Genomic DNA, 21,450 nt, shown 5'->3' on the forward strand with positions numbered 1-21,450 from the left:
GCTTCGCATCTATCACCCCCGGAGGGGAGGGCACGGCTGCTCCACGGCGCGAGCATGGGGCGATGACCGTCGACGCGGGTGACGCCGAGCGCGAGCGGGCCGTGGAGGCCGCGCTGCGTGCGCTGGGGCTCGATGACAGGGCGCGGCTGCTGGCCGGGCAGGACATGTGGTCACTGCCCGCCTTCCCGGCGATCGGCCTGGGCTCGCTGGTGATGTCGGACGGTCCCATCGGGGTGCGCGGCAGGCGCTGGTCGGCCGAGGACCCGTCCGTGGCGCTGCCGAGCCCCACCGCGCTCGCGGCCTCGTGGGACCCGGAGCTGGCCCGCAGGGCGGGCCGGCTGCTGGCGCAGGAGGCGCACCGCAAAGGTGTGCACGTGCTGCTGGCACCCACGGTGAATCTGCACCGCAGCCCGCTGGGCGGGCGGCACTTCGAGGCGTACAGCGAGGACCCGCTGCTCACGGGGGCGATCGGCACCGGGTATGTGCGCGGGGTGCAGGAGGGCGGCGTCGGCGTCACCGTCAAGCACTTCGTCGGCAACGAGGCCGAGACCGACCGCTTCACCGTCGACAACCGCATCGATCCGCACACCCTGCGCGAGCTGTACCTCGCACCCTTCGAGGCGATCGTCGCCGACGCCCGCCCGTGGGGCGTCATGGCCGGCTACAACGCGGTGAACGGCGTCACCATGACCGAGCACGCCGAGCTGATCAACGGTGTGCTGCGCGGCGAATGGGGCTTCGACGGCGTCGTCGTCTCCGACTGGCTGGCCGCCCGCTCCACGGTCGGCGCGATCCACGGCGGGCTCGACCTGGCCATGCCGGGGCCGCACACCGTCTACGGCGAGGCGCTGGCCGCCGCGGTCAGGGCCGGCGAGGTGCCCGAGGAGCTGGTGGAGGCGGCCGCCAGAAGGGTGCTGCGGCTGGCCGCCAGGGTCGGGCTGCTCGACGGCGCCCCCGCGGCCGTCGCGCCCGCCGACCGGCCCGCACCGGTCGACGGCGACGCGCTCGCCCGGGAGATCGCCGCCCGCGGCTTCGTGCTGCTGCGCAACGAGGTGCGGGACGAGGCCCCGGTCCTGCCGCTGGACACCGCCGCCGTGCACGGCGGCATCGCCCTGATCGGTGCCGCCGCGCGCGAACCGCGCATCCTGGGCGGCGGATCCGCGCAGGTCTTCCCCGGGCATGTGGTCTCGCTGCTCGATGCGCTGCGGGTCGAGCTGCCCGCGGGCGTGCAGCTCGGCTACGCCCTCGGCGCCGACCCCGGCGAGGAACTGGCGCCCGCCGCGGCCGGGTTCGCGCTGTGGGCGGTCGCCCGCGCGGCCGACGGGCGCGAACTCGGGTCCGAGGCGCTGCCGTCCGGGCAGGTGCAGTGGTTCGGCGAGATGCCGCCCGGTGTGGACTACGACGAGGTGCACACCGTCGAGGTGTGCGGCACCTTCACCCCCACGGCCAGCGGCGAACACCGCTTCGGCACCCGCGGCACCGGTGCCTTCACCCTCACCGTGGCGGGCGAAGTCGTCTACGACGGGCCGCAGTTCGACCCGCACTCCGACCCCTTCGAGGCCTTCTTCGGCCAGCCGACGCAGCGCGGCACGGTGCGGCTCGCGGCGTGCGAGCCGGTGGCGGTGAGCATGGTCCACACGCCGCCCAAGGATGCGGAACTTCCCGTCCAGGCCATCGGATGCAGCCTGCTGCACGGTGAACCCGAGCGGGACGAGGAGGAGTTGCTGACCGAGGCGGTCGCCGCGGCACGCGCCGCGTACACGGCGGTGGTCGTGGTCGGCACCACCGAGCGCGTCGAGTCGGAGGGCTTCGACCGGCGGGACCTGCGGCTGCCGGGGCGGCAGGACGAACTCGTCGCCCGCGTCGCCGCGGCCAACCCCCGCACGGTCGTCATCGTCAACTCCGGTGCGCCGGTGGAGCTTCCGTGGCGCGGGGACGTCGCGGCGGTGCTGGTCTGCTGGTTCCCCGGGCAGGAGGGCGGCGCCGCGCTCGCGGACGTCCTGCTCGGTGCCGCCGAGCCCGGCGGGCGGCTCCCCACGACCTGGCCGGTCCGCCTCGCGGACGCGCCGGTCACCGAGGTCGAGCCGCGCTCCGGGGTGCTCACGTACGACGAAGGGGTCTTCGTGGGATACCGCGCCTGGCAGCGGCGCGGGGATCCGGCCCCCGCCTACCCCTTCGGGCACGGGCTCGGCTACACCTCGTGGGCCTACGAGGAGCTGGCCGCCGGGCCGGACTCCCCGGCGTCCGTCACCGTACGGGTCCGCAATGTCGGCCACCGGGCCGGGCGCGAGGTCGTCCAGCTCTACCTCGCCGGCTTCGGCCTTGTCGGCTTCGCCTCCGTCACCGCGGCCCCCGGCACGGTGGCCGAGGCCACCGTCCCGCTCTCCGTGCTCCCCCCGGGCCCTGCCCGCCTGACCGCGGGCCCCCTCACCCTCACCCTCACCCTGCCGTAGCACCGCCACCGGCCCCCGCACCGCGCGGGTGCGGGGCCGGTGGCGGCGCTCGGAGGGGTCAGACCGCGGCCAGGTCGGTGCGGGCCGGGGCCGGGGCGGGCTCGTCGGCGGCCGGGCGGGCCGCCCGGGGCAGGAAGAAGCCGAGCGCGAAGGCCAGCGCGATCAGGGCGGCCGTGCACAGGGCGGTCGTGGACGCCGCGTCCACCGCCGCGGCGGCGTGGCCCCGGCCCAGGACGTTGAAGAAGACCGTGCCCAGGGCGGCGATGCCCAGCGTCATCCCGAGCTGCTGCACGGCTTGCAGCGTCCCCGAGGCGGAGCCGATCTCGTGCGGCTCGACACCGCCGAGGATGATGTCGAAGAGGGGGACGAAGATCATGCCCATGCCGGCGCCCCCGACGACCAGCGGACCCGCGAGCTGCCAGGCCGTCAGGTCGGCGCCCGCGGTCTGGAAGACCCCGTAGAGGCCGAGGACCCCGGCGCCCATCAGCAGCAGGCCGATGTGCAGGACCTTCCTGCCCAGGCTGCCCATGAAGATCGCACCGCCCGCGGAGCCGAAGAGCGCGCCGACGGCCCAGGGCGCGGTGGCCAGCGCGGAGTGGAGCGCGGTGTAGCCGAGGCCGACCTGGAGGAAGACGCCGAGGGTGAGGATCATGCCGCCCATGGACGCGGTGAAGGCGATGGCGAAGGCGACGCCGGAGACGTAGGAGCGCTTGCGGAAGACGCTGGGCTCGACCAGCGGGCTGAGCCCGGCGCGGCTGCGCCGCACCTGGTGCAGGGCGAAGACGCCGAGGACCGGGATCGAGGCCGCGAGCATCGCCAGCGTCCAGCCGGGCCAGCCCAGTTCGCGGCCCTGGACCAGCGGGAAGACCAGCAGGAAGGCGCCGGCGCCGGCGAGCAGCACACCGAGCGCGTCGAGCCGCACACCGCGGGCGGCGGGCGTGACGGCCGGCAGGAACCTCCAGCCGATCACCAGCGCGGCAAGACCGATCGGCAGGTTGATGCCGAAGATCATCCGCCAGCCGGCGCCGAAGAGGTCCGCGTGGATGAGGACACCCGCGACGACCGGGCCGAGCACCGCGGACAGGCCCATCAGCGGGCCGAAGATGCCCCAGGCCTTCTTGACCTCCTGCGGCGAGAAGATCTCCCGCGGGATGGCGAAGCACTGCGGGATCATCACCGCGCCGAAGGCGCCCTGCACGATCCGGGCGGTGACGAGCATCGACGGGTTCTGCGCCGCGGCGCAGACCAGCGAGCCGAGGACGAAGCCCGCCATCCCGGTGAGCAGCACCCGCTTGCGGCCGAACATGTCGCCGAGCCGCCCGCCGACGAGCAGGGCGACGGCCATCGCCAGGGTGTAGCTCGCGGCGATCCACTGCAGGTCGGCGTAGGAGCCGCCGAGCGACGTACGGATCGAGGGCGCCGCGACGTTCGCGATGGTCGAGTCCAGCAGGTCCATGACGCTGGCGGCGAGCACCGCGGTGTAGCCGAGCCAGCGGCCGGGCTGTGCGGCGGGCGAGGAGTCGGGAACGGGTTCCTTCGTGGTGTCCATGACGAACACGCTATGGCCCCATGCGGTCAGCTTCTGTCCGCATGCGGGGGGCTCACGACGCCGGTCGGAAGGCCACCGCCGCCAGGAGCCTGGCCAGTTGCTCCTGGCCCTTCTCGTTCGGGTGGAACCAGTCCCAGGTGCTCAGCTCGTCGCTCCCGAAGTGGTAGCCGAAGACCGCGCCGCCGTCGTAGCGGCAGCGCGCGTACTGCCCGCAGACCTGGCCGAGCACCCCGTTGTAGGCGACCACCCGGTCGTGGACGGCGGTGCGCCGGGACACGGCGGAAGGGCTCTGCGAGTCCGGGTCGGCGAGCATGGACGGGCACAGGCCGAGCTTCCAGACCTCCTTGCCCAGCACGTTGGACCGGCCCACCGACCACAGCCGCTGGAGGTCGGGAATGCTGGCGACCAGGATCTGGGTGGCCGGCAGCGTCTTGTGCAGATACGCCATCGTGGCGGCGAAGTCCCTGCGGAAGTGCGCGACCGAGGTCATCGTGCCGGGCCGTGACGTACAGGCGTCGTTCCCGCCGATCAGCACCGTCACCATGGCCGGCCGGTGGGCGGCCGCCGCCCGCGCCTGGGCGGGCAGGTCGGCGACCCGGGCGCCGGTGCCGGCCAGATTCCAGCTGCGGGTGGCGGGCGCGGCCGCGGTCAGCCGGCCGGCGATGCTTCCGACGCCGGTGCGCGAGCCGGTCGCCCAGGACACCTCGGGGCAGTCGGACAGCGGCTTGCAGGCGTCGAAGCCGCGGGTGATGGAGTCGCCGAGGGCGGCGACCGACGCCGGGTGCACATTCCACGGGCGGGCGGGTGCGGCCGGGGCGGCGGGCGCGGGCTCGCGCGCGGAATGCGAGGTGTGTGCGGTGGGGGACCCGGCCGTGGGCGCCCGCCCGCCGTCCGGCGACGCGCCCGAGGAGCACCCGGAGACGCATCCGCCCAGCAGAGCGGCACCGACGGCCAGTGACAGGCCGCGTCGCAGCAGCGGTCGCATACGGCTCTTCCCTCCGACGAGTGGGTGACATCCGGTAACAGCCCGACCGTACGTCACGTTCTGGGAGACGCCGCAAGGTAGCTTTTTCCCTGACACCCGGATCGATGTGACGGGAGGTCGGCCGCGACCGGGCGTCAAACCGCCAGTTGTTGTCCTGTTTGCCGCGAATAGTGCAGAATGTCTCTCATGTTGCCCCGGGAGCAGCCGGTTCGGGTGTTGAGGCCGCTGGGGAAGGCGAACCTCGTCCCACACTGGAGGTACCGGTGACGACACGTGGTGTTCTGTACGTGCACGCCGCACCGCGCGCGCTCTGCCCGCACGTCGAATGGGCCGTCGCGGGCGTCCTCGGCGTGCGCGTCAGCCTGGACTGGATCCGGCAGCCCGCCGCGCCGGGCACCTGGCGTGCCGAATTCTCCTGGCAGGGCGAACCGGGCACGGCGTCCAAGCTGGCGTCCGCGCTGCGCGGCTGGCACCTGCTGCGCTTCGAGGTCACCGCGGAGCCGTCGGCCGGCGCGGAGGGCGAGCGCTACAGTGCCACGCCCGAGCTGGGCATCTTCCACGCCGTGATCGGCATGCACGGCGACATCCTGATCCCCGAGGACCGGCTGCGCGCCGCCATGCAGCGGGCCCGCAGCGGCGAGGCCGACCTGGAGAGCGAGCTGTCCCGGCTGCTGGGCAAGCCGTGGGACGACGAGCTGGAGCCGTTCCGCTACGCGGGTGAGGGCGCTCCGGTGCGCTGGCTGCACCAGGTCGTCTGAACACGCGCGGGTCTTGCGGCCCGTACGCGGTCCGGCGCCGTGGTCCGGCCCGTGCGTGGCCCCTCCGCGCCCGGTGGCAGGGCGCCCGTCCCGGGCAGCGTGCGGGTCGCCCGCGCGTGGTCCGGCCTGCGCCTGGCCCGGCCGCGTCCGGTGGCAGGGCGTCCGTCCCGGGCAGCGTGCGGGTCGCCCGCGCGTGGTCTGACGCGTACGTGGTCTGACACGCGGTCAGCGCGCCGCCGGCGTCGCCCGGTCGGACGTAACCTGCCCTCATGTCCGACTCTCTCACCGTCGCGGTCCTCGGCACCGGCCTCATGGGCGCCGGGATGGCCCGCAACCTGTCCGCCGCCGGCCACGACGTCCGCGCCTGGAACCGCACCCCGGCCCGCGCCCAGCCGCTGGCCGCCGACGGCGTCACCGTCGTCACCGACCCCGCCGAGGCCGTACGCGGCGCCGACGCCGTCGTCACCATGCTGCTCGACGGGCCCGCCACCCAGGAGGTCGTCGGCGCTGTCGCCGCCGCCGACGCCTTCAAGGCCGGCGCGGTCTGGCTGCAGACCGGCACCGTGGGGCCCGAGGCGCAGGGCCTGCTGGCCGCCCGCGCCGCCGATCACGGCCTGCTCTTCGTCGACGCGCCCGTCCTGGGCACGCGTACGGTCGCCGACGCCGGGCAGCTGACCGTGCTGGCCGCGGGGCCCGACGCCGCCCGTACGGTCGCCGACCAGGTCTTCGACGCGATCGGCGGCAAGACCTTCTGGCTGCCGGGGGACGCCGCCGACGGGCCGGCCAGCCGGCTCAAGCTGGTGCTCAACAACTGGGTGCTCGCCCTGACCGCCGCCGCCGGCGAGACGCTCGCCCTGGCCAAGGCACTGGACGTCGACCCCGACGACTTCTTCGCGGCCATCGAGGGCGGCTCCATGGACACGCCTTACCTTCGGATGAAGGCCGCGGCCATCCTGGGCGGTGACTTCACGCCCAACTTCACGGTCACCGGCGCGGCCAAGGACCTGGGGCTCATCGTGGGGGCCGGGGAGGCGGCCGGCGCCCGCATGGACCTCGCGGCTGCCGCCGCCGCTCGCTTCCAGCGGGCTGCTGCGCAGGGACATGGCGGCGAGGACATGGCCGCCGGGTACTTCGCCAGTTGGGCTTGAGGGGGTGCCCCTTGCGGTGCGTCCCTCGGCTGCCGTCCGGCGGCGGGTTGCGCGCCGCGGAGGGCTCCCACCAGGGGCGCGGGGAACTGCGCGACCAGCCGTCGACCGGCCGCGGGTCGTCACCGTGCGAAAAGGGCCGTTCGGTCCGTGCCGAACCACCGGCCGGTGGTGGGCTGAGCGCGCAGTTCTCCCCCAGAGCTTCGCCTGGGGGTGCCCCCACGCGCCCCCAGGCGATTGCCACTTGCGGTGGCAGTCGCAGTGCCGGTGCGTCGTGGCTTGGCGCGCGGTTCCCCGCGCCCCTTTGGGGCGCCCTCCACTCGGAGGGTGGCCGTGTTGAGGGGCGCGGGGGAGAGGCTCAGCTTTCGACGCTGCGGAGGGCCAGGACCACGTTGTGGCCGCCGAAGCCGAAGGAGTCGTTCAGGGCGGCGATCGTGCCCTCGGGGAGCGGGCGGGGCTTGTCGCCGACGATGTCGGCGTCCGCCTCGGGGTCCCGTTCGACCAGGTTGATCGTCGGCGGGGCGATGCGGTGGTAGAGGGCCAGCACGGAGGCGACCGTCTCGATACCGCCGGCGCCGCCGAGCAGGTGGCCCGTCATGGACTTGGTGGCGGAGATCGCCATGTGGTCCACGTCGTCGCCGAACACGCTGCGCAGCGCCTTGATCTCCGCCACATCACCCTGCGGGGTGGACGTGGCGTGCGCGTTGACGTGCACGATCTCGGCCGGCTTGAGGTCCGAGCCGTCCATCAGGTGCTGGAGCGCCGCCGCGATACCGCGGCCGGTCGGCTCCGGCTGGGTGATGTGGTGCGCGTCGGCCGAGATGCCCTGGCCGACCAGCTCCGCGTACACCCGGGCGCCGCGCGCCCTCGCGTGCTCGATCGACTCCAGCACGACCACGCCCGCGCCCTCGCCGAGGACGAAGCCGTCCCGGCCGGCGTCGTAGGGGCGCGAGGCGCCCTGCGGGTCGCCGTTGTTCTTGGACATCGCCATCATGTTGCCGAAGGCGACGATGGGCAGCGGGTGGATCGCCGCCTCGGTGCCGCCGGCCACGACCACGTCGGCGCGGCCGGTGCGGATCATCTCGACCGCGTAGCCGATCGCCTCGGCGCCCGAGGCGCACGCGCTCACCGGGGTGTGCACACCGGCACGCGCGTTGATGTCGATACCGACGTTCGCCGACGGGCTGTTGGGCATCAGCATCGGCACGGTGTGCGGCGACACCTTGCGTACGCCCTGCTCCTTGAGCACGTCGTACTGCCCCAGCAGCGTGGTGACACCGCCGATGCCGGACGCGACGACCGCGCCGAGCCGGTCGGGGTCGACCGCCGGGTCCTCGCCCGCCTTCGCGGTGAAACCGGCGTCCGCCCACGCCTCACGGGCCGCGATCAGCGCGAACTGCGCGCTGCGGTCCAGCTTGCGGGCCAGCGGCCTGGGCAGGATCTCCCCGGGCTCCACGGCGATCTGCGCGGCGATCCGCACGGGCAGTTCGGCGGCCCAGTCCTGTTCGAGCGGGCGCACGCCTGACCGGCCGGCCAGCAGCGCCTCCCAGGTCGACGCGCTGTCGCCACCCAGCGGTGTGGTTGCTCCGATACCGGTGACGACCACGGTGCGATTGGTCGGGCTCACAGGAATTGTCTCTCCACGTCTAGAAGGGCGGGCGACAGACGCGTCGTCCCGGATGCCGATCCCGCGGGCCACGCGCCGAGGGATCGTTTCGGCCAGCGGCCTCAGACCTGCTGGGCCTTGAGGATGTAGTCGGCCGCGTCGCCGACGGTCTTGAGGTTCTTGACGTCGTCGTCCGGGATCTTCACGCCGAACTGCTCCTCGGCCGCCACCACGACCTCGACCATCGACAGGGAGTCGACGTCCAGGTCATCGGTGAAGGACTTGTCGAGCTTGACGTCCTCGGTGGGGATACCGGCGATCTCGTTGACGATGTCGGCGAGACCGGCGACGATCTCTTCCTGGGTGGCCATTTTTTACGGCGCTCCTTGATGTGTAACCGATGGCGCGGCGTGCGGGACTGCGGCGCCGCGAGGGTGTGTGACTAGGGGAGAGTAACCACAGTCGCCGCGTAGACCAGACCCGCCCCGAAGCCGATGACCAGGGCGGTGTCGCCGCTCTTGGCCTGGCCGGTGGCGAGCAGCCGCTCCATGGCGAGCGGGATGGACGCGGCGGAGGTGTTGCCCGTGGTCTCCACGTCGCGGGCCACCGCGACGTGTTCGGGGAGCTTCAGCGCCTTGATCATCGAGTCGATGATCCGCATGTTCGCCTGGTGCGGGATGAAGGCGTCGAGCTGGTCCGCGGTGATCCCCGCGGCGTCCAGCGCCTCCTGGGCGACCTTGGCCATCTCGAAGACCGCCCAGCGGAAGACCGCCTGGCCCTCCTGGGTGATCGCCGGGAAGCGCACCTGCTCGCCGGGCGTGTCCCGGTAGACCTCCCAGGAGACGGTCTGCTTGATCGTCTCCGACTTGTCGCCCTCGGAACCCCACACCGTGGGGCCTATGGCGGGCTCCTTCGACGGGCCGACGATGACCGCGCCGGCGCCGTCGCCGAACAGGAAGGCCGTCGCGCGGTCCTCCAGGTCCGTCAGGTCGCTCAGCCGCTCCACACCGATCACCAGCACGTATCCGGCGGTGCCGTCGGTGACCATGCCCTTGGCGAGGGTCAGGCCGTAGGTGAAGCCGGCGCAGCCCGCGGAGATGTCGAACGCGGCCGGCTTGCCCGCGCCGATCCGGTGCGCGATGTCGGTGGCGACCGCGGGGGTCTGCTTGAAGTGCGAGACGGTCGCGACGATGACGGCGTCGATGTCGGAGGCGCTGATCCCGGCGTCCGCGATGGCCTTGCCGCCGGCGGCGATGGACATCTCCGCCACCGTCTCGTCCGGGCCGGCCCAGTGCCTGCTGGCGATCCCGGACCGCGACCTGATCCACTCGTCGCTGGAGTCGATGTGCTCCAGGATCACCTCGTTGGGCACCACCCGGGTGGGACGGTAGCCGCCGACGCCGAGGATGCGTGCGTACGGGGAGCCCTTGCTCGGGCTGATCTTCGCTGTCATCGCTGCAACGGCTCCTGTTCGGGTGTGGCTTGCGGTACGACGGCGCCCTCGGCCGCGGCCTGCGCCGCCACCTCGGCCACCAGCGCACGGGCCGCGTCGAGGTCGTCGGGCGTCTTCAGCGCCAGCGTCCGCACCCCGGGCAGCGCCCGCTTGGCCAGACCCACCAGCGTGCCGCCCGGCGACACCTCGATGATCGCGGTGACCCCGCGCTCCTTGAACGTCTCCATGCACAGATCCCAGCGCACCGGATTGGACACCTGGGCGACCAGCCGGCGTACGACGTCAGCCCCGCTCTCCACCGCCTGCCCGTCCGCGTTCGAAACATACGGCAGCGCGGGGTCGGAGACGGTCAGCGAGGGCGCGAGCGCTTCGAGCGTCGCGACCGCGGGGGCCATGTGGGCGGTGTGGAAGGCGCCCGCGACCTTCAGCGGGACCACCCGCGCCTTCTCCGGCTTGTCCTCGGCGAGCGCGGCGAGCTGCTCCAGAGTGCCCGCGGCCACGATCTGGCCCGCCCCGTTCACGTTCGCCGGGGTCAGCCCCAGAGCGGCCAGATGGGCCACCACCGCGTCGTGGTCGCCGCCGAGCACCGCGGACATGCCGGTGGCCGTCACCGCGGCGGCGTCGGCCATCGCACGGCCGCGGGCCGCCACGAAGGCCATCGCGTCCTGCGCGGACAGCACCCCGGCCAGGACGGCCGCGGTGATCTCGCCGACGCTGTGCCCGGCGACCACATCCGGGGTCAGCCCCAGCTCGCCGGCGGACAGCAGGCCCGCGGCGACCAGCAGCGGCTGCGCGACCTTGGTGTCGCGGATCTCGTCCGCGTCGGCGACGGTGCCGAAACGCGCGAGGTCCAGCTCCGCCGCGGCGGACCAGCCTGCGAGGCGGTCGGCGGCGCCGGGGAGTTCGAGCCAGGGAGCGAGGAAGCCGGGCGTCTGAGCGCCCTGGCCGGGAGCGACGAGTACGAGCACCTTCACACTCTCTCTCGCGGGCGGGGATGACCGCCCGTGGGGACAGGGACCAAGAACTGTCAGGTGATTTGTGGGTGTCCCACAAACGCTCAGCCGCGCCGCCCCGCATCGGACAGCCTGCCCAGGATGAGGGCGATGCGCAGGGTGAACGCCGAACGGACGTCGGAGGGTGACCACCCGGTGACATCGGTCACACGTCGCAGCCGGTAGCGGACGGTATTGGGGTGGACGAACAGCATACGGGCGGCCCCTTCGAGGGACGACGCCTGCTCCAGATAGACACTCAGCGTCTCCAGCAGCGCGGAGCCCGCTTCTTCCAGAGGCCTGTAGATCTCCTCCACCAACTGCTCACGCGCATGGCGGTCACCCGCCATCGCACGCTCGGGCAGCAGATCGTCGGACGACACCGGACGCGGCGCGTCGGGCCACGCGTGGCAGGCCCGCAGACCGGCCGCGGCCGCCTGCGCCGAGCGGGTCGCCGACAGCAGGTCGCCCACCACAGGACCGGCCACCACCGGGCCGGCCGCGAACGGGCCGATCAGCGCCTTCGCGACCCGCAGCGGATCGTCGTCGCCGCCGGCCACCACCACCAGGCGCTCGCCCAGCACCCCGGTCAGCACCTGGAGCTTCGCGTGCCGGGACGCCCGCCTGATCGCCTCGACGGTCAGTTCGCTGTCCCCGTTCGGCGCGGTGCCGAGCACCACGACGATCTTGTCCGGCGAACTCCAGCCCAGCGCCGCCGCCCGCGACAGCACCCCCTCGTCGGCCTCGCCCGACAGCACCGCGTTGACCACCAGCGACTCCAGCCGCGCGTCCCACGCGCCGCGCGCCTCCGCGGCCTGCGCGTACACCTGCGCCGTGGCGAAGGCGATCTCCCGCGCGTAGACCAGCAGCGCCTCGCGCAGCACCGCCTCGTCGCCCGGCGCCGCGACCTCGTCGATCGCGGCCTCCATCACCTCGATCGTGGTCCGCACCATCTCCACGGTCTGCCGCAGGCTGATCGCCCGGGTCAGCTCCCTGGGCGCGGTGCCGAAGACGTCCGTGCTGATCGCCTGCGGCGCCTCGGGGTGCCGGAACCACTCGGTGAAGGCCGCGATGCCGGCCTGCGCCACCAGGCCGATCCAGGAACGGTTCTCCGGCGGCATCGCCCGATACCAGGGCAGATTCGCGTCCATCCGGGCGATGGCGTTCGCCGCCAGCCGCCCGGCGGACTTCTCCAGCCGGCGCAGCGTCGCGGAATGCTCCCCGCGACCGGGTTCGGCGGGGGTCTGCGGTGACTGAGAGGCGTTCGGCACGGAGCCAAGCCTATGGGGTCGGTTTTTCCCGCCTCCCCGGCGTCGGGCCGTAGGTGTTCCGGCCGTCTACGGTAGAGGCATGATCGACGTGCGCCGGGCCGCCGACCGCTACGCCGGAGGAGAGCCGGAAGCCGGGGTCGACACCCGGCACGCCTTCTCCTTCTCCGGCTTCTACGACCCCGACAACGTACGGTTCGGGCTGCTCGTCGCCTGCAACGAGGAACGGCTCGCGCCGGGCGCCGGATTCGCCGAGCACACGCACCGCGACACCGAGATCGTCACCTGGGTGATCGAGGGAGAGCTGGAGCACCGGGACGCCGAAGGGCGCGTGGCGCGGCTGCGGGCCAGCGACGCGCAGTGGCTCAGCGCCGGCAGCGGGGTTCGGCACGTGGAGCGCAACGTCGGCGCGTCGACGCTGCGCTTCCTGCAGATGTGGCTGCACCCCGACGTCTTCGGGGCTCGCCCCGACTACGCGGCGGTGACCTCGCCGGTGCCGCCCGGCCCCGGGCTCACGCTGCTGGCGTCCGGGGCGCCGGACGCGACCCCGCCGTTGCGCTTGCGGCAAGGGGCCGCCGCGCTGTGGGTGGGCCGACCTCTCGGGCCCGAGCACCTCACCCTGCCGCCGGGTGCCTTCTGCTACCTCCACGTGCTCGGCGGCACGGTCGGTCTCGACGGTGCGGTGCTTCATCCGGGCGACGCCGCCAGGGTGGCCGGCGAGCCGGCCCTCTCCCTCCACGCTTCGGGCGGCGCCGAATATCTCTTCTGGTCCATGCGGTCGGAGCCGGCTCCTGCGTAGGGGGGCTCCCCGTGGGCGCCCCTTCCCCCGGCCCCGAGACCTTCCCCCGGCGGGTGGCTGTGCGCGCAGTTCCCCGCGCCCCTGACGTGATTGCCCCTTGCGGTGCGGTGCTTGTCTGCGGGCCGGTGGGGGCTTGTCGCGCTGGGGGGAACGGAGCGACCAGCCCCCACCGGGGGAAGGTCTCGGGCGAGGGGTGGCGTCCTAGGTGGAGAGGTCCGTGAGGACGGCGTCGGTCAGGGTGGGCCAGAGGGGGGTGGTCCAGGGGCCGAAGGGGCGGTCGGTGAGGACCGCGCAGGCCGCGGCCGCGGCCGGGTCGAACCAGAGGAAGGACCCGGACTGCCCGAAGTGACCGAAGGTCGCGGACGAGGAGTGCGCGCCGGTCCAGTGCGGCGACTTGTGCGCGCGGATCTCGAAGCCGAGCCCCCAGTCGTTGGGGTTCTGCGGCCCGTAGCCGGGAAGCACCCCCCGGAGCCCGGGGAAGGAGACCTCCGTGGCCAGGGCCACGGAGGAAGCGTGGAGCAGCCGCGGCGCCAGCACTTCCGCCGCGAAGCGGGCCAGGTCGGCGGCCGTGGAGACGGCGCTGGCGGCCGGGGAGCCCGGGAGCGTCGTGGCGGTCATGCCGAGCGGCTGGAGCACCGCCTCGTGGAGGTAGGACGCGAAGGGTATGCCCGCCGCCTTGGCGATCGTGTCGCCGAGGACCTCGAACCCGGCGTTCGAGTAGATCCGCCGGGTGCCGGGCGGGGCCTGCACCCGGTGTTCGTCGAAGGCCAGCCCCGAGGTGTGGGCCAGCAGGTGGCGGACCGTGGAGCCGTCGGGCCCTGCCGGGTCGTCCAGGTCGAAGACGCCCTCCTCGTACGCGACGAGCGCCGCGTAGGCGGTGAGCGGCTTGGTCACCGAGGCCAGCGGGAAGGCGTGGTCCTGCGGTCCGTGCGACCCCGCCACCGTGCCGTCCTGGCGGACGACGACCGCCGCCGCGTTCGGAACCGGCCACTGATCGATCAACCGTAGGCTGTCCATATGGTGAGCCTAATGGCCCGCACTTGCCTGGAGTGCACTCGAAGGTCTTAGCGTGGAGACCATGACGGTCGTGCAGATGGTGAACCAGGAAGCCGCGCCGATGGTCGCGCTGTGCGTGGCGGAGGAGACGCATCCGCGGCCCGACGGCAGGGACCAGTACACGATCAGCGAGGTCGCCGCCTTCACCGGGATGAGCGCGCACACCCTGCGGTGGTACGAGCGGATCGGGCTGATGCCGCACGTGGACCGCTCGAACACCGGCCAGCGCCGCTTCAGCAACCGCGACCTCGACTGGCTGGCCTTCGTCGGCAAGCTGCGGCTCACCGGGATGCCGGTCGCCGACATGGTGACCTATGCCGAGCTGGTCAGGGAGGGCAAGGGCACCGAGCCGCAGCGCAAGGCGCTGCTTGAGGCGACCAGGACGGACGTGGTGCGGCGGATCGCCGAGTTGCAGGACACCCTGACGGTGCTGGACTACAAGATCGGGACGTATGCGGGCGCCGAGCCGGCGCCGGAGAGGACAGGCGCGTGATGTCGGCTGAACTGTTGGGGACGGTACGACTGGGTGCCGACGGGCCGCTGGTCGGCGTCCAGGGCCTGGGCTGCATGGGTATCAGCGAGTTCTACGGCGACACCGACGAGGCCGCGGCCCGCGAGACGCTGGAGACCGCCCTCGACGCCGGGGTGACCCTCTACGACACGGCCGACATGTACGGCCAGGGAGCCAACGAGGAATTCCTCGCGCCCTTCGTCAAGGCGCACCGCGACGAGATCACCCTGGCGACGAAGTTCGCCAACGAGCGCAGGGCCGACGACCCCACCTACCGGTCGATCCGCAACGACCCGCCGTACATCCGGCAGGCCGTGGACGCCAGCCTGCGAAGGCTCGGCGTCGACGTCATCGACCTGTACTACATGCACCGCCGCGACCCGAAGGTGCCGCTGGCCGAGTCGGTCGGCGCGATGGGCGAGCTGGTGGCCGCGGGCAAGGTGCGCTTCCTCGGCCTGTCCGAGGTGACCGGCGCGGAGCTGCGCGAGGCGTACGCGGCGCACCCGATCACCGCGGTCCAGTCGGAGTGGTCGCTCTTCAGCCGGGACGTGGAGCAGTCCGCGGTGGGCGCGGCGGCGGACCTCGGTGTCGCCTTCGTGCCGTATTCGCCGCTCGGCCGCGGCTTCCTGACCGGTGCCTTCCAGGACGCGGGCAGCGAGCTGCACGAGAGCGACATGCGCCGCCGCCAGCCGCGTTTCACCGGCGCCAACGCCCGGCACAACGCGGACCTGCTGGAGCCGGTCCGCCGTATCGCGGCGGCCCACGACGCCACCCCCGGGCAGGTCGCGCTGGCCTGGGTGCACCAGCGGGCGCGGGTGCACGGCCTGCCCGTCGTCCCGATCCCCGGCACCCGCCGCGCCTCCCGTGTACGGGAGAACGTCGCGGCGGCCGGCATCATCCTGGACGCGGCGGAGCTGGCCGAGCTGGAGCCGATCGCGGCACGGGTGCTCGGCGACCGCTACCCGGACATGAGCACGACGGCCGCGGCGCGCGAGTAGGCAGGTCCTACGGCTGCTGCCGTACGCGGACGGAGCGGATCGCGGCCAGCACCGCCGCCGCGAACGGCAGCGACTCGTGCACGGGCCCGTAGCCGAGCCCGAAGATGACGGCGGCGGGATCCTGGTCGGGCTCACCCGGCTGCGGGCCGCCGCCGGCCCTGGTCAGCAGCCGCAGGTAGCCGTGCAGCATCTCGGGGGAGCGCCAGTCGACGCCGCTCAGCTCCTCGACCGGGAAGCTCTGGTCGCCCGCCTTCCACTTGGCCGAGGACGCGCCCGTCCAGAACCAGCGGAAGCAGACGGTGCGTCCGTCGAAGAGTGCCTTGGCGTCATAGGCCTTGAAGGACAGCGGCGGTGACGGTGCCTCGACCAGGAACCCGCCCAGGACGTCGTCGGCGGGTCCGCCGATCTTCGCGCGTAGCTCGTCGCGGTAATACTCCGCCAGGGTGCTGAATTCCTCCGGGACGATGAGCCGGTAGGGGTCCGCGCTGTCCTTCAGCTGGCCGCCGGCCGCCTCGATCAGCGGGTCCGCTCCCGGGCGCGGTGCCGCCCGCAGGACGACGTGCCCGCGGCGCCCGTCCGCCAGGTCCACGGACGCCAGCGCCGCATGCGGCACCCGCCGCTCGCCGAGCACCTGCAGCAGCCGTGCTCCCCGGGCCGCCCGGCTGTACCGGATCACGACGGCGTCGGGCTCGAACTCCCATACGGCATTGCTTCCGGCCAGCACATCGCCCATACGGCCAGCCTATTCCTCCGGGCGGCCGCGCCCCAGGCGACCGGCTCGCGGTGCGTCCCCGTCCGGGGTCAGGCCAGACCGGTGGTGCAGGCCGAGGGGGCGGCGCCGTCGCAGGTGACGGCCGCGTAGGAGCCGAGGGCGATCGAGGTGAAGTTGGCCAGGCTCGCGGTGCCCGGCGCGAAGTAGCCCGGGTGCCCGGCGGCGCCGCGGGCGCTCACGACACGGGCGCCGAATTTGGCCGAGACCGGATCCGTACCGTGGCCGAGGCCGGCGAATTCGAGGTGGGGGACGTCCTCGATCCAGTCGCCGCTGTCCCTGGCCGCCCACACGTTCGCCGTGGTGTGCAACTGCGAGGCCCGCTTCACGTGCATTCCCGGGCTGCCGAAGACGGTGATGTCGGCGACCTGGCTCCCTGCCAGGCCGGGCGCGGCCACCCCGCACAGCACCGAGCCGTAGGAGTGGCAGAAGAGCGAGACCCGCTGCCGCCGGGGCAGCGCGCCCAGCAGCGCCAGCAGCCGCGCGGCGCCGTGCTCGGCCAGGTTCGCGGTGGACGCGTCGAGGCCGAGGCCGCTGGGGGTCACGTAGTCGGCCCAGGCGATCACCGCGGTGCGCGCGTCGGGCTCGGCCGCCCGCTCCCGCCGGTAGAGGGCGCGGGCCATGCCGACCGGGGCCGTGTAGGCCTTCTCGACCCGCTCGAAGGTGAGGACGTTCGTGTCGGCGCCGGGCACCACCACCGCGACCCGCGTCGCGGTCGTGAGGTCGCCGAAGACCTCGGCGGCCAGGCCGGTGCCGCTGGGGTCGAAGGCCAGGATCTGCCGGTGGCCGGCGAGCAGCGAGGTGTAGCGGTCGGCCCGCCGCGCCGCGTCCTTGCGGCCGGCCGGCGTCAGCGTGTTGCCCGACGCGCGGGCCCGCTCGTCGGTGCGGGACCTGGCCAGCGAGAAGCGGTTGGCCTGGTAGCGCAGCGCGAGGGGGGCACCGTTGAGGTTGCCGACGACCAGCGGGTGGCGGCGGGCGAGCCGCAGCGCCTGCGGGCGGGTGAGCGAGGCGAAGAAGCGGGCGACGGCGCCGGCCGGCGCGGTGTCCGGGTCGGGCAGCCGGCGGCCGGCGACCGTGGCGCGCAGCCAGGCCGTGACCGCCGCGGTCCGCGCGTCGGCGGGGCCGTGCGGGCGTACCGCCGTCCAACCGGTGGTGGCCAGCATGACGAAGACCACGGCGAGCGCCAGAGCCGCGCGGAAGGAGGTGGGACTCATACGCGCTTCGAGCAGGGTCACCCGCGGCTGCCTTCCGGAAGACGCCCGCGCGAGGGTCCGGGCGGGTCGGCCCAGCGTAGAAGATCATGGGCGCCCTCCGGACGCGGAAGTCCGGGACCGGGTTTCGGGTGGGCCCTCCCGGGCAAGGGGAGTGGCCGGAAAACACCGGAGCCCCGGCCGGCGTGCTGCCGGTCCGGGGCTCCGCGAGCGGTGTGTCAGGCGTCGCCGCCGGCCGCGCCCGGGTGGGCCGCGGCCACGTCGAGCAGCTGATACCGGTCGACGGCCTGCTTGAGCACCGACCGGTCGATCTTCCCGTCGCGGGCCAGCTCGGTGAGCACCGCGAGCACGATCGACTGGGCGTCGATGTGGAAGAAACGGCGTGCGGCCCCGCGCGTGTCGGCGAAGCCGAAACCGTCGGCGCCCAGCGAGGTGTAGCGGCCGGGCACCCAGCGGGCGATCTGGTCGGGCACCGCGCGCATCCAGTCGGAGACCGCCACGAACGGCCCCTGCGCCCCGGAGAGCTTCCGGGTCACGTACGGGACCTGCTGCTCCTCCTCGGGGTGCAGCAGGTTGTGCTCCTCGACGGCCACCGCGTCGCGCCGCAGCTCGTTCCAGGACGTCGCGGACCATACGTCGGCCCGTACGTTCCACTCCGCTGCGAGCAGCCGCTGCGCCTCGACCGCCCACGGCACCGCCACGCCGGACGCCATGATCTGCGCCGGGATGGCGCCGGACTCGCCGGTCTTGAAGCGGTGGACGCCCTTGAGGATGCCCTCGACGTCCACGTCCGCGGGCTCGGCCGGGTGCTGGATCGGCTCGTTGTAGACCGTCAGGTAGTAGAAGACGTCCTCGCCGGGCCTGCCGTCGGCCGTCGGCCCGTACATCCGGCGCAGGCCGTCCTGCACGATGTGCGCGATCTCGTAGCCGTAGGCCGGGTCGTAGGCGACGCAGGCCGGGTTGGTGGACGCCAGCAGCTGGGAGTGGCCGTCGGCGTGCTGGAGGCCTTCACCCGTAAGGGTGGTCCGCCCGGCGGTGGCGCCCAGTACGAAGCCGCGGGCCAGCTGGTCGGCCATCTGCCAGAACTGGTCGCCGGTGCGCTGGAAGCCGAACATCGAGTAGAAGACGTAGACCGGGATCAGCGGCTCGCCGTGGGTGGCGTACGCCGAGCCCGCGGCGATGAGCGACGCCGTGCAGCCCGCCTCGGAGATGCCGTCGTGCAGCATCTGCCCGGTCGGCGACTCCTTGTACGCCAGCAGCAGCTCGCGGTCGACCGACTCGTACTGCTGGCCCAGCGGGTTGTAGATCTTCGCGCTCGGGAAGAACGCGTCCATGCCGAAGGTGCGGTATTCGTCGGGGGCGATCAGCACGAAGCGCTTGCCGATCTCCTTGTCCCGCATCAGGTCCTTGAGCACCCGCACGAAGGCCATCGTCGTGGCGATGGACTGCTGGCCCGAGCCCTTCTTCGCCGTCGCGTACGCCTTGTCGTCCGGCAGCGGCAGCGGCTTGGCGCGGACGATCCGGGTCGGCACGTAGCCACCGCAGGCCTTGCGGTGGTCGTGCATGTACTGGATCTCCTCGGAGTCCCGGCCCGGGTGGTAGTAGGGCGGGTAGCCCTCGTCCAGCTGGCGGTCGGTGATCGGGAGGTGCAGCCGGTCGCGGAAGCGCTTGAGGTCGTCGACCGTGAGCTTCTTCATCTGGTGGGTCGCGTTGCGGCCCTCGAAGTTCGGTCCCAGCGTCCAGCCCTTGATGGTCTGGGCGAGGATCACCGTCGGCTGGCCCTTGTGCTGCATGGCCGCGGTGTAGGCCGCGAAGACCTTGCGGTGGTCGTGGCCGCCGCGCCCGAGGTGCAGGATCTGCTCGTCGGTGAGGTCCTCGACCATCTTGCGCAGCCGCTGGTCGTCGCCGAAGAAGTGCTCGCGGATGTACGCGCCGGTCTCGGTGGCGTACGTCTGGAACTGCCCGTCCGGCGTGATGTTCATCTTGTTGACCAGCAGGCCGTCGCGGTCCTGGGCCAGCAGCGGGTCCCAGGAGCGGTCCCAGACCAGCTTGATGACATTCCAGCCGGCGCCGCGGAACTGCGACTCCAGCTCCTGGATGATCTTGCCGTTGCCGCGCACCGGGCCGTCGAGCCGCTGGAGGTTGCAGTTGACCACGAAGGTCAGGTTGTCCAGGCCCTCGCGGGCGGCGATGGACAGCTGGCCCAGCGACTCGGGCTCGTCCATCTCGCCGTCGCCGAGGAAGGCCCACACGTGCGACGCGGAGGTGTCGGCGATGCCGCGCGCCTCCATGTAGCGGTTCATCCTGGCCTGGTAGATCGCGCCCAGCGGGCCCAGGCCCATGGACACGGTCGGGAACTCCCAGAAGTCCGGCATCAGCCGCGGGTGCGGGTAGCTGGACAGCCCGTCGGGCGCCTTGGACTTCTCCTGCCGGAAGGCGTCGAGCTGCGCCTCGCTCAGCCGGTCGAGCAGGAAGGCGCGGGCGTAGATACCGGGCGAGGCGTGGCCCTGGAAGAAGATCTGGTCGCCGCCGCGGCCGTCGTCCTTGCCGCGGAAGAAGTGGTTGAAGCCCACGTCGTAGAGCGACGCGGACGAAGCGAACGTCGCGATGTGGCCGCCGACACCGATTCCCGGGCGCTGCGCGCGGGAGACCATCACCGCGGCATTCCACCGGGTCGCGTTCAGGATGCGCCGCTCGATCTCCTCGTTTCCGGGGAAGAACGGCTCGTCCTTGGTCGCGATGGTGTTCACGTAGTCGGTGCTGCGCATCTCGGGCACCGCCACGCGCTTCTCGCGCGCGCGTTCGATGAGGCGCAGCATCAGGTAGCGGGCACGCTCACGGCCGCGCTCGTCGATGGCCGCGTCCAGCGAGTCCAGCCATTCCGCCGTCTCCTCGGGATCGAAATCCGGGACCTGGCTGGGAAGGCCGCCAATGATGATCGGGTTGCGATCGGATCCGGAAGCCACGCTTTTCCTTTGCTGCTCGTCGGTGCTCGGTGCTCTACTGGGTCGCGCCGCATCCATCGTGTACCGCGCCGCGCGAAACGTCATCTCTACCCAGTGGTAACCGCAGGGCCTGCGGGACGGCGGCTGCGGGACCGGTGGTCGCCCCTGCGGCCAAACCTGAACTCTACGCCCACTCGGACGTACGGCCGACTGGCGGTGCCAATCGTGTGCAACACCGGCAAACCGTCGTGAGCTGCGTCACCATTGGGGGTACGGGTTGCGGCGACACGGTCGAATCGTCACTGTTTCGGCGGTCTCGTACGCCGGGTACTTGCGCGATCCGCCGCGCCCGTGTGGACTACCGCCAATAAGTCCGCGTGCGCGAGGGCACACACTGGACTGAGACGAACCGACAGTCCCCATGACAGGAGGCAAAGCGTGAGCGCGACCGCGGACCACGCGGAGGAGCGGACCAACCCGGCGAGCCGGCTTGGTTTCGAGCCCGGACAGGTGGTCCAGGAGCTCGGGTACGACGAGGATTGCGACCAGGAGCTTCGCGAGGGGATCGAGGAGCTCACGGGCGAGGAGCTCGCCGATGAGGATTACGACGACGTGCCCGACGCCGTCCTGCTGTGGTTCCGCGAGGACGACGGCGACCTCACCGACGCGCTGGTCGATGCCACATCGACCGTCGATCCCGGCGCCCCGATCTGGCTGATGACCCCCAAGACGGGCCGCGACGGCCACGTCGAGCCCAGCGAGATCGGTGAGGCGGCGCAGACGGCAGGTCTCGCACAGACCAGCAGCGTCAACGCTGCAAAGGACTGGACCGGCAGTCGTCTCGTGACCCCCAAGACGGCCCGCGCCGGCAAGCGCTGACCTCGGCGGTCGGCGGCTTCACGGCTCCCCGTTGCGGGGGTGCTGCCGTCGGCCGCGTACCACCTGCCTGTGG

General features: G+C 72.8%; 18 protein-coding genes. 7 read left to right on the forward strand and 11 right to left on the reverse strand.

The annotated features are described in order from the left end of the window. Positions 1-62 precede the first annotated feature (62 nt). Entirely contained in the window at positions 63-2,453 is a 2,391-nt protein-coding gene (locus OG900_28610) for a glycoside hydrolase family 3 C-terminal domain-containing protein (GenBank protein WUH93684.1), read from the forward strand. Between the two features lie 58 nt (positions 2,454-2,511). On the opposite strand, the gene OG900_28615 is transcribed toward OG900_28610, so the two are convergent. Together OG900_28615 and OG900_28620 are read right to left on the reverse strand one after the other, a co-directional pair. Continuing rightward, positions 2,512-4,002: an MFS transporter gene (locus tag OG900_28615; GenBank protein ID WUH93685.1), complete on the reverse strand. Its 1,491-nt coding sequence runs from the start codon at positions 4,000-4,002 to the stop codon at positions 2,512-2,514. A gap of 52 nt (positions 4,003-4,054) precedes the next feature. Then, entirely contained in the window at positions 4,055-4,987 is a 933-nt protein-coding gene (locus OG900_28620; protein ID WUH93686.1) for an SGNH/GDSL hydrolase family protein, read from the reverse strand. Positions 4,988-5,250: 263 nt separating this feature from the next. On the opposite strand from OG900_28620, the gene OG900_28625 reads away from it, so the two are divergent. Together OG900_28625 and OG900_28630 are read left to right on the forward strand one after the other, a co-directional pair. Further along, positions 5,251-5,745: a DUF3145 domain-containing protein gene (locus tag OG900_28625; GenBank protein ID WUH93687.1), complete on the forward strand. Its 495-nt coding sequence runs from the start codon at positions 5,251-5,253 to the stop codon at positions 5,743-5,745. A gap of 269 nt (positions 5,746-6,014) precedes the next feature. Next, a complete protein-coding gene (locus OG900_28630) occupies positions 6,015-6,893 on the forward strand; it encodes an NAD(P)-dependent oxidoreductase (protein ID WUH93688.1) in 879 nt (292 codons plus the stop codon). 355 nt (positions 6,894-7,248) lie between these two features. Here the strand turns inward: OG900_28630 and fabF are convergent, their stop codons facing one another. The 5 genes from fabF to OG900_28655 all read right to left on the reverse strand — a co-directional run bounded on the left by fabF (position 7,249) and on the right by OG900_28655 (position 12,212). Beyond that, positions 7,249-8,517 (reverse strand): beta-ketoacyl-ACP synthase II, encoded by a 1,269-nt coding sequence (gene fabF, locus OG900_28635; protein WUH93689.1) that lies wholly within the window; start codon positions 8,515-8,517, stop codon positions 7,249-7,251. 101 nt (positions 8,518-8,618) lie between these two features. Next, positions 8,619-8,867 carry an acyl carrier protein gene (locus tag OG900_28640; protein WUH93690.1) on the reverse strand — a complete coding sequence of 83 codons (249 nt, stop codon included), beginning with the start codon at positions 8,865-8,867 and terminating at the stop codon, positions 8,619-8,621. A gap of 71 nt (positions 8,868-8,938) precedes the next feature. Next, the gene (locus tag OG900_28645; GenBank protein ID WUH93691.1) at positions 8,939-9,949 is read right to left on the reverse strand and encodes a ketoacyl-ACP synthase III; all 1,011 of its coding nucleotides are present in this window, start codon (positions 9,947-9,949) and stop codon (positions 8,939-8,941) included. Then, the gene (locus tag OG900_28650; protein WUH93692.1) at positions 9,946-10,917 is read right to left on the reverse strand and encodes an ACP S-malonyltransferase; all 972 of its coding nucleotides are present in this window, start codon (positions 10,915-10,917) and stop codon (positions 9,946-9,948) included. Before OG900_28650 ends, OG900_28645 begins: the two co-directional genes overlap by 4 nt. An 89-nt stretch (positions 10,918-11,006) precedes the next feature. Next, a complete protein-coding gene (locus tag OG900_28655; protein ID WUH93693.1) occupies positions 11,007-12,212 on the reverse strand; it encodes a helix-turn-helix domain-containing protein in 1,206 nt (401 codons plus the stop codon). Positions 12,213-12,291: 79 nt separating this feature from the next. Here OG900_28655 and OG900_28660 point away from each other — a divergent pair, with 79 nt between their 5' ends. Next, positions 12,292-13,008, forward strand: a complete 717-nt coding sequence (locus tag OG900_28660; protein ID WUH93694.1) for a pirin family protein — start codon at positions 12,292-12,294, stop codon at positions 13,006-13,008. A gap of 201 nt (positions 13,009-13,209) precedes the next feature. Here the strand turns inward: OG900_28660 and OG900_28665 are convergent, their stop codons facing one another. Next, positions 13,210-14,025: a beta-lactamase family protein gene (locus tag OG900_28665; protein WUH93695.1), complete on the reverse strand. Its 816-nt coding sequence runs from the start codon at positions 14,023-14,025 to the stop codon at positions 13,210-13,212. Positions 14,026-14,101: 76 nt separating this feature from the next. On the opposite strand from OG900_28665, the gene OG900_28670 reads away from it, so the two are divergent. Both OG900_28670 and OG900_28675 read left to right on the forward strand, forming a co-directional pair. Next, positions 14,102-14,557, forward strand: a complete 456-nt coding sequence (locus tag OG900_28670; GenBank protein WUH95966.1) for a MerR family transcriptional regulator — start codon at positions 14,102-14,104, stop codon at positions 14,555-14,557. After that, positions 14,557-15,573: an aldo/keto reductase gene (locus OG900_28675; protein WUH93696.1), complete on the forward strand. Its 1,017-nt coding sequence runs from the start codon at positions 14,557-14,559 to the stop codon at positions 15,571-15,573. The genes OG900_28670 and OG900_28675 overlap by 1 nt, the downstream gene beginning before the upstream one ends. A gap of 7 nt (positions 15,574-15,580) precedes the next feature. On the opposite strand, the gene OG900_28680 is transcribed toward OG900_28675, so the two are convergent. The 3 genes from OG900_28680 to aceE form a co-directional block, all read right to left on the reverse strand. Next, positions 15,581-16,306 carry a DUF4429 domain-containing protein gene (locus OG900_28680; GenBank protein ID WUH93697.1) on the reverse strand — a complete coding sequence of 242 codons (726 nt, stop codon included), beginning with the start codon at positions 16,304-16,306 and terminating at the stop codon, positions 15,581-15,583. A 68-nt stretch (positions 16,307-16,374) separates the two neighbouring features. Further along, positions 16,375-17,556: an alpha/beta hydrolase gene (locus OG900_28685; protein ID WUH93698.1), complete on the reverse strand. Its 1,182-nt coding sequence runs from the start codon at positions 17,554-17,556 to the stop codon at positions 16,375-16,377. A gap of 215 nt (positions 17,557-17,771) precedes the next feature. After that, complete coding sequence (gene aceE / locus OG900_28690; GenBank protein ID WUH93699.1) at positions 17,772-20,519, reverse strand: pyruvate dehydrogenase (acetyl-transferring), homodimeric type; 2,748 nt, start codon at positions 20,517-20,519, stop codon at positions 17,772-17,774. Positions 20,520-20,936: 417 nt separating this feature from the next. Between aceE and OG900_28695 the strand changes: the two genes are divergently transcribed. Further along, positions 20,937-21,377, forward strand: a complete 441-nt coding sequence (locus tag OG900_28695) for a DUF3052 domain-containing protein (GenBank protein ID WUH93700.1) — start codon at positions 20,937-20,939, stop codon at positions 21,375-21,377. Positions 21,378-21,450: the final 73 nt, after the last annotated feature.

The organism is Streptomyces sp. NBC_00433, assembly GCA_036015235.1.
Taxonomy (GTDB): Bacteria; Actinomycetota; Actinomycetes; order Streptomycetales; family Streptomycetaceae; genus Actinacidiphila.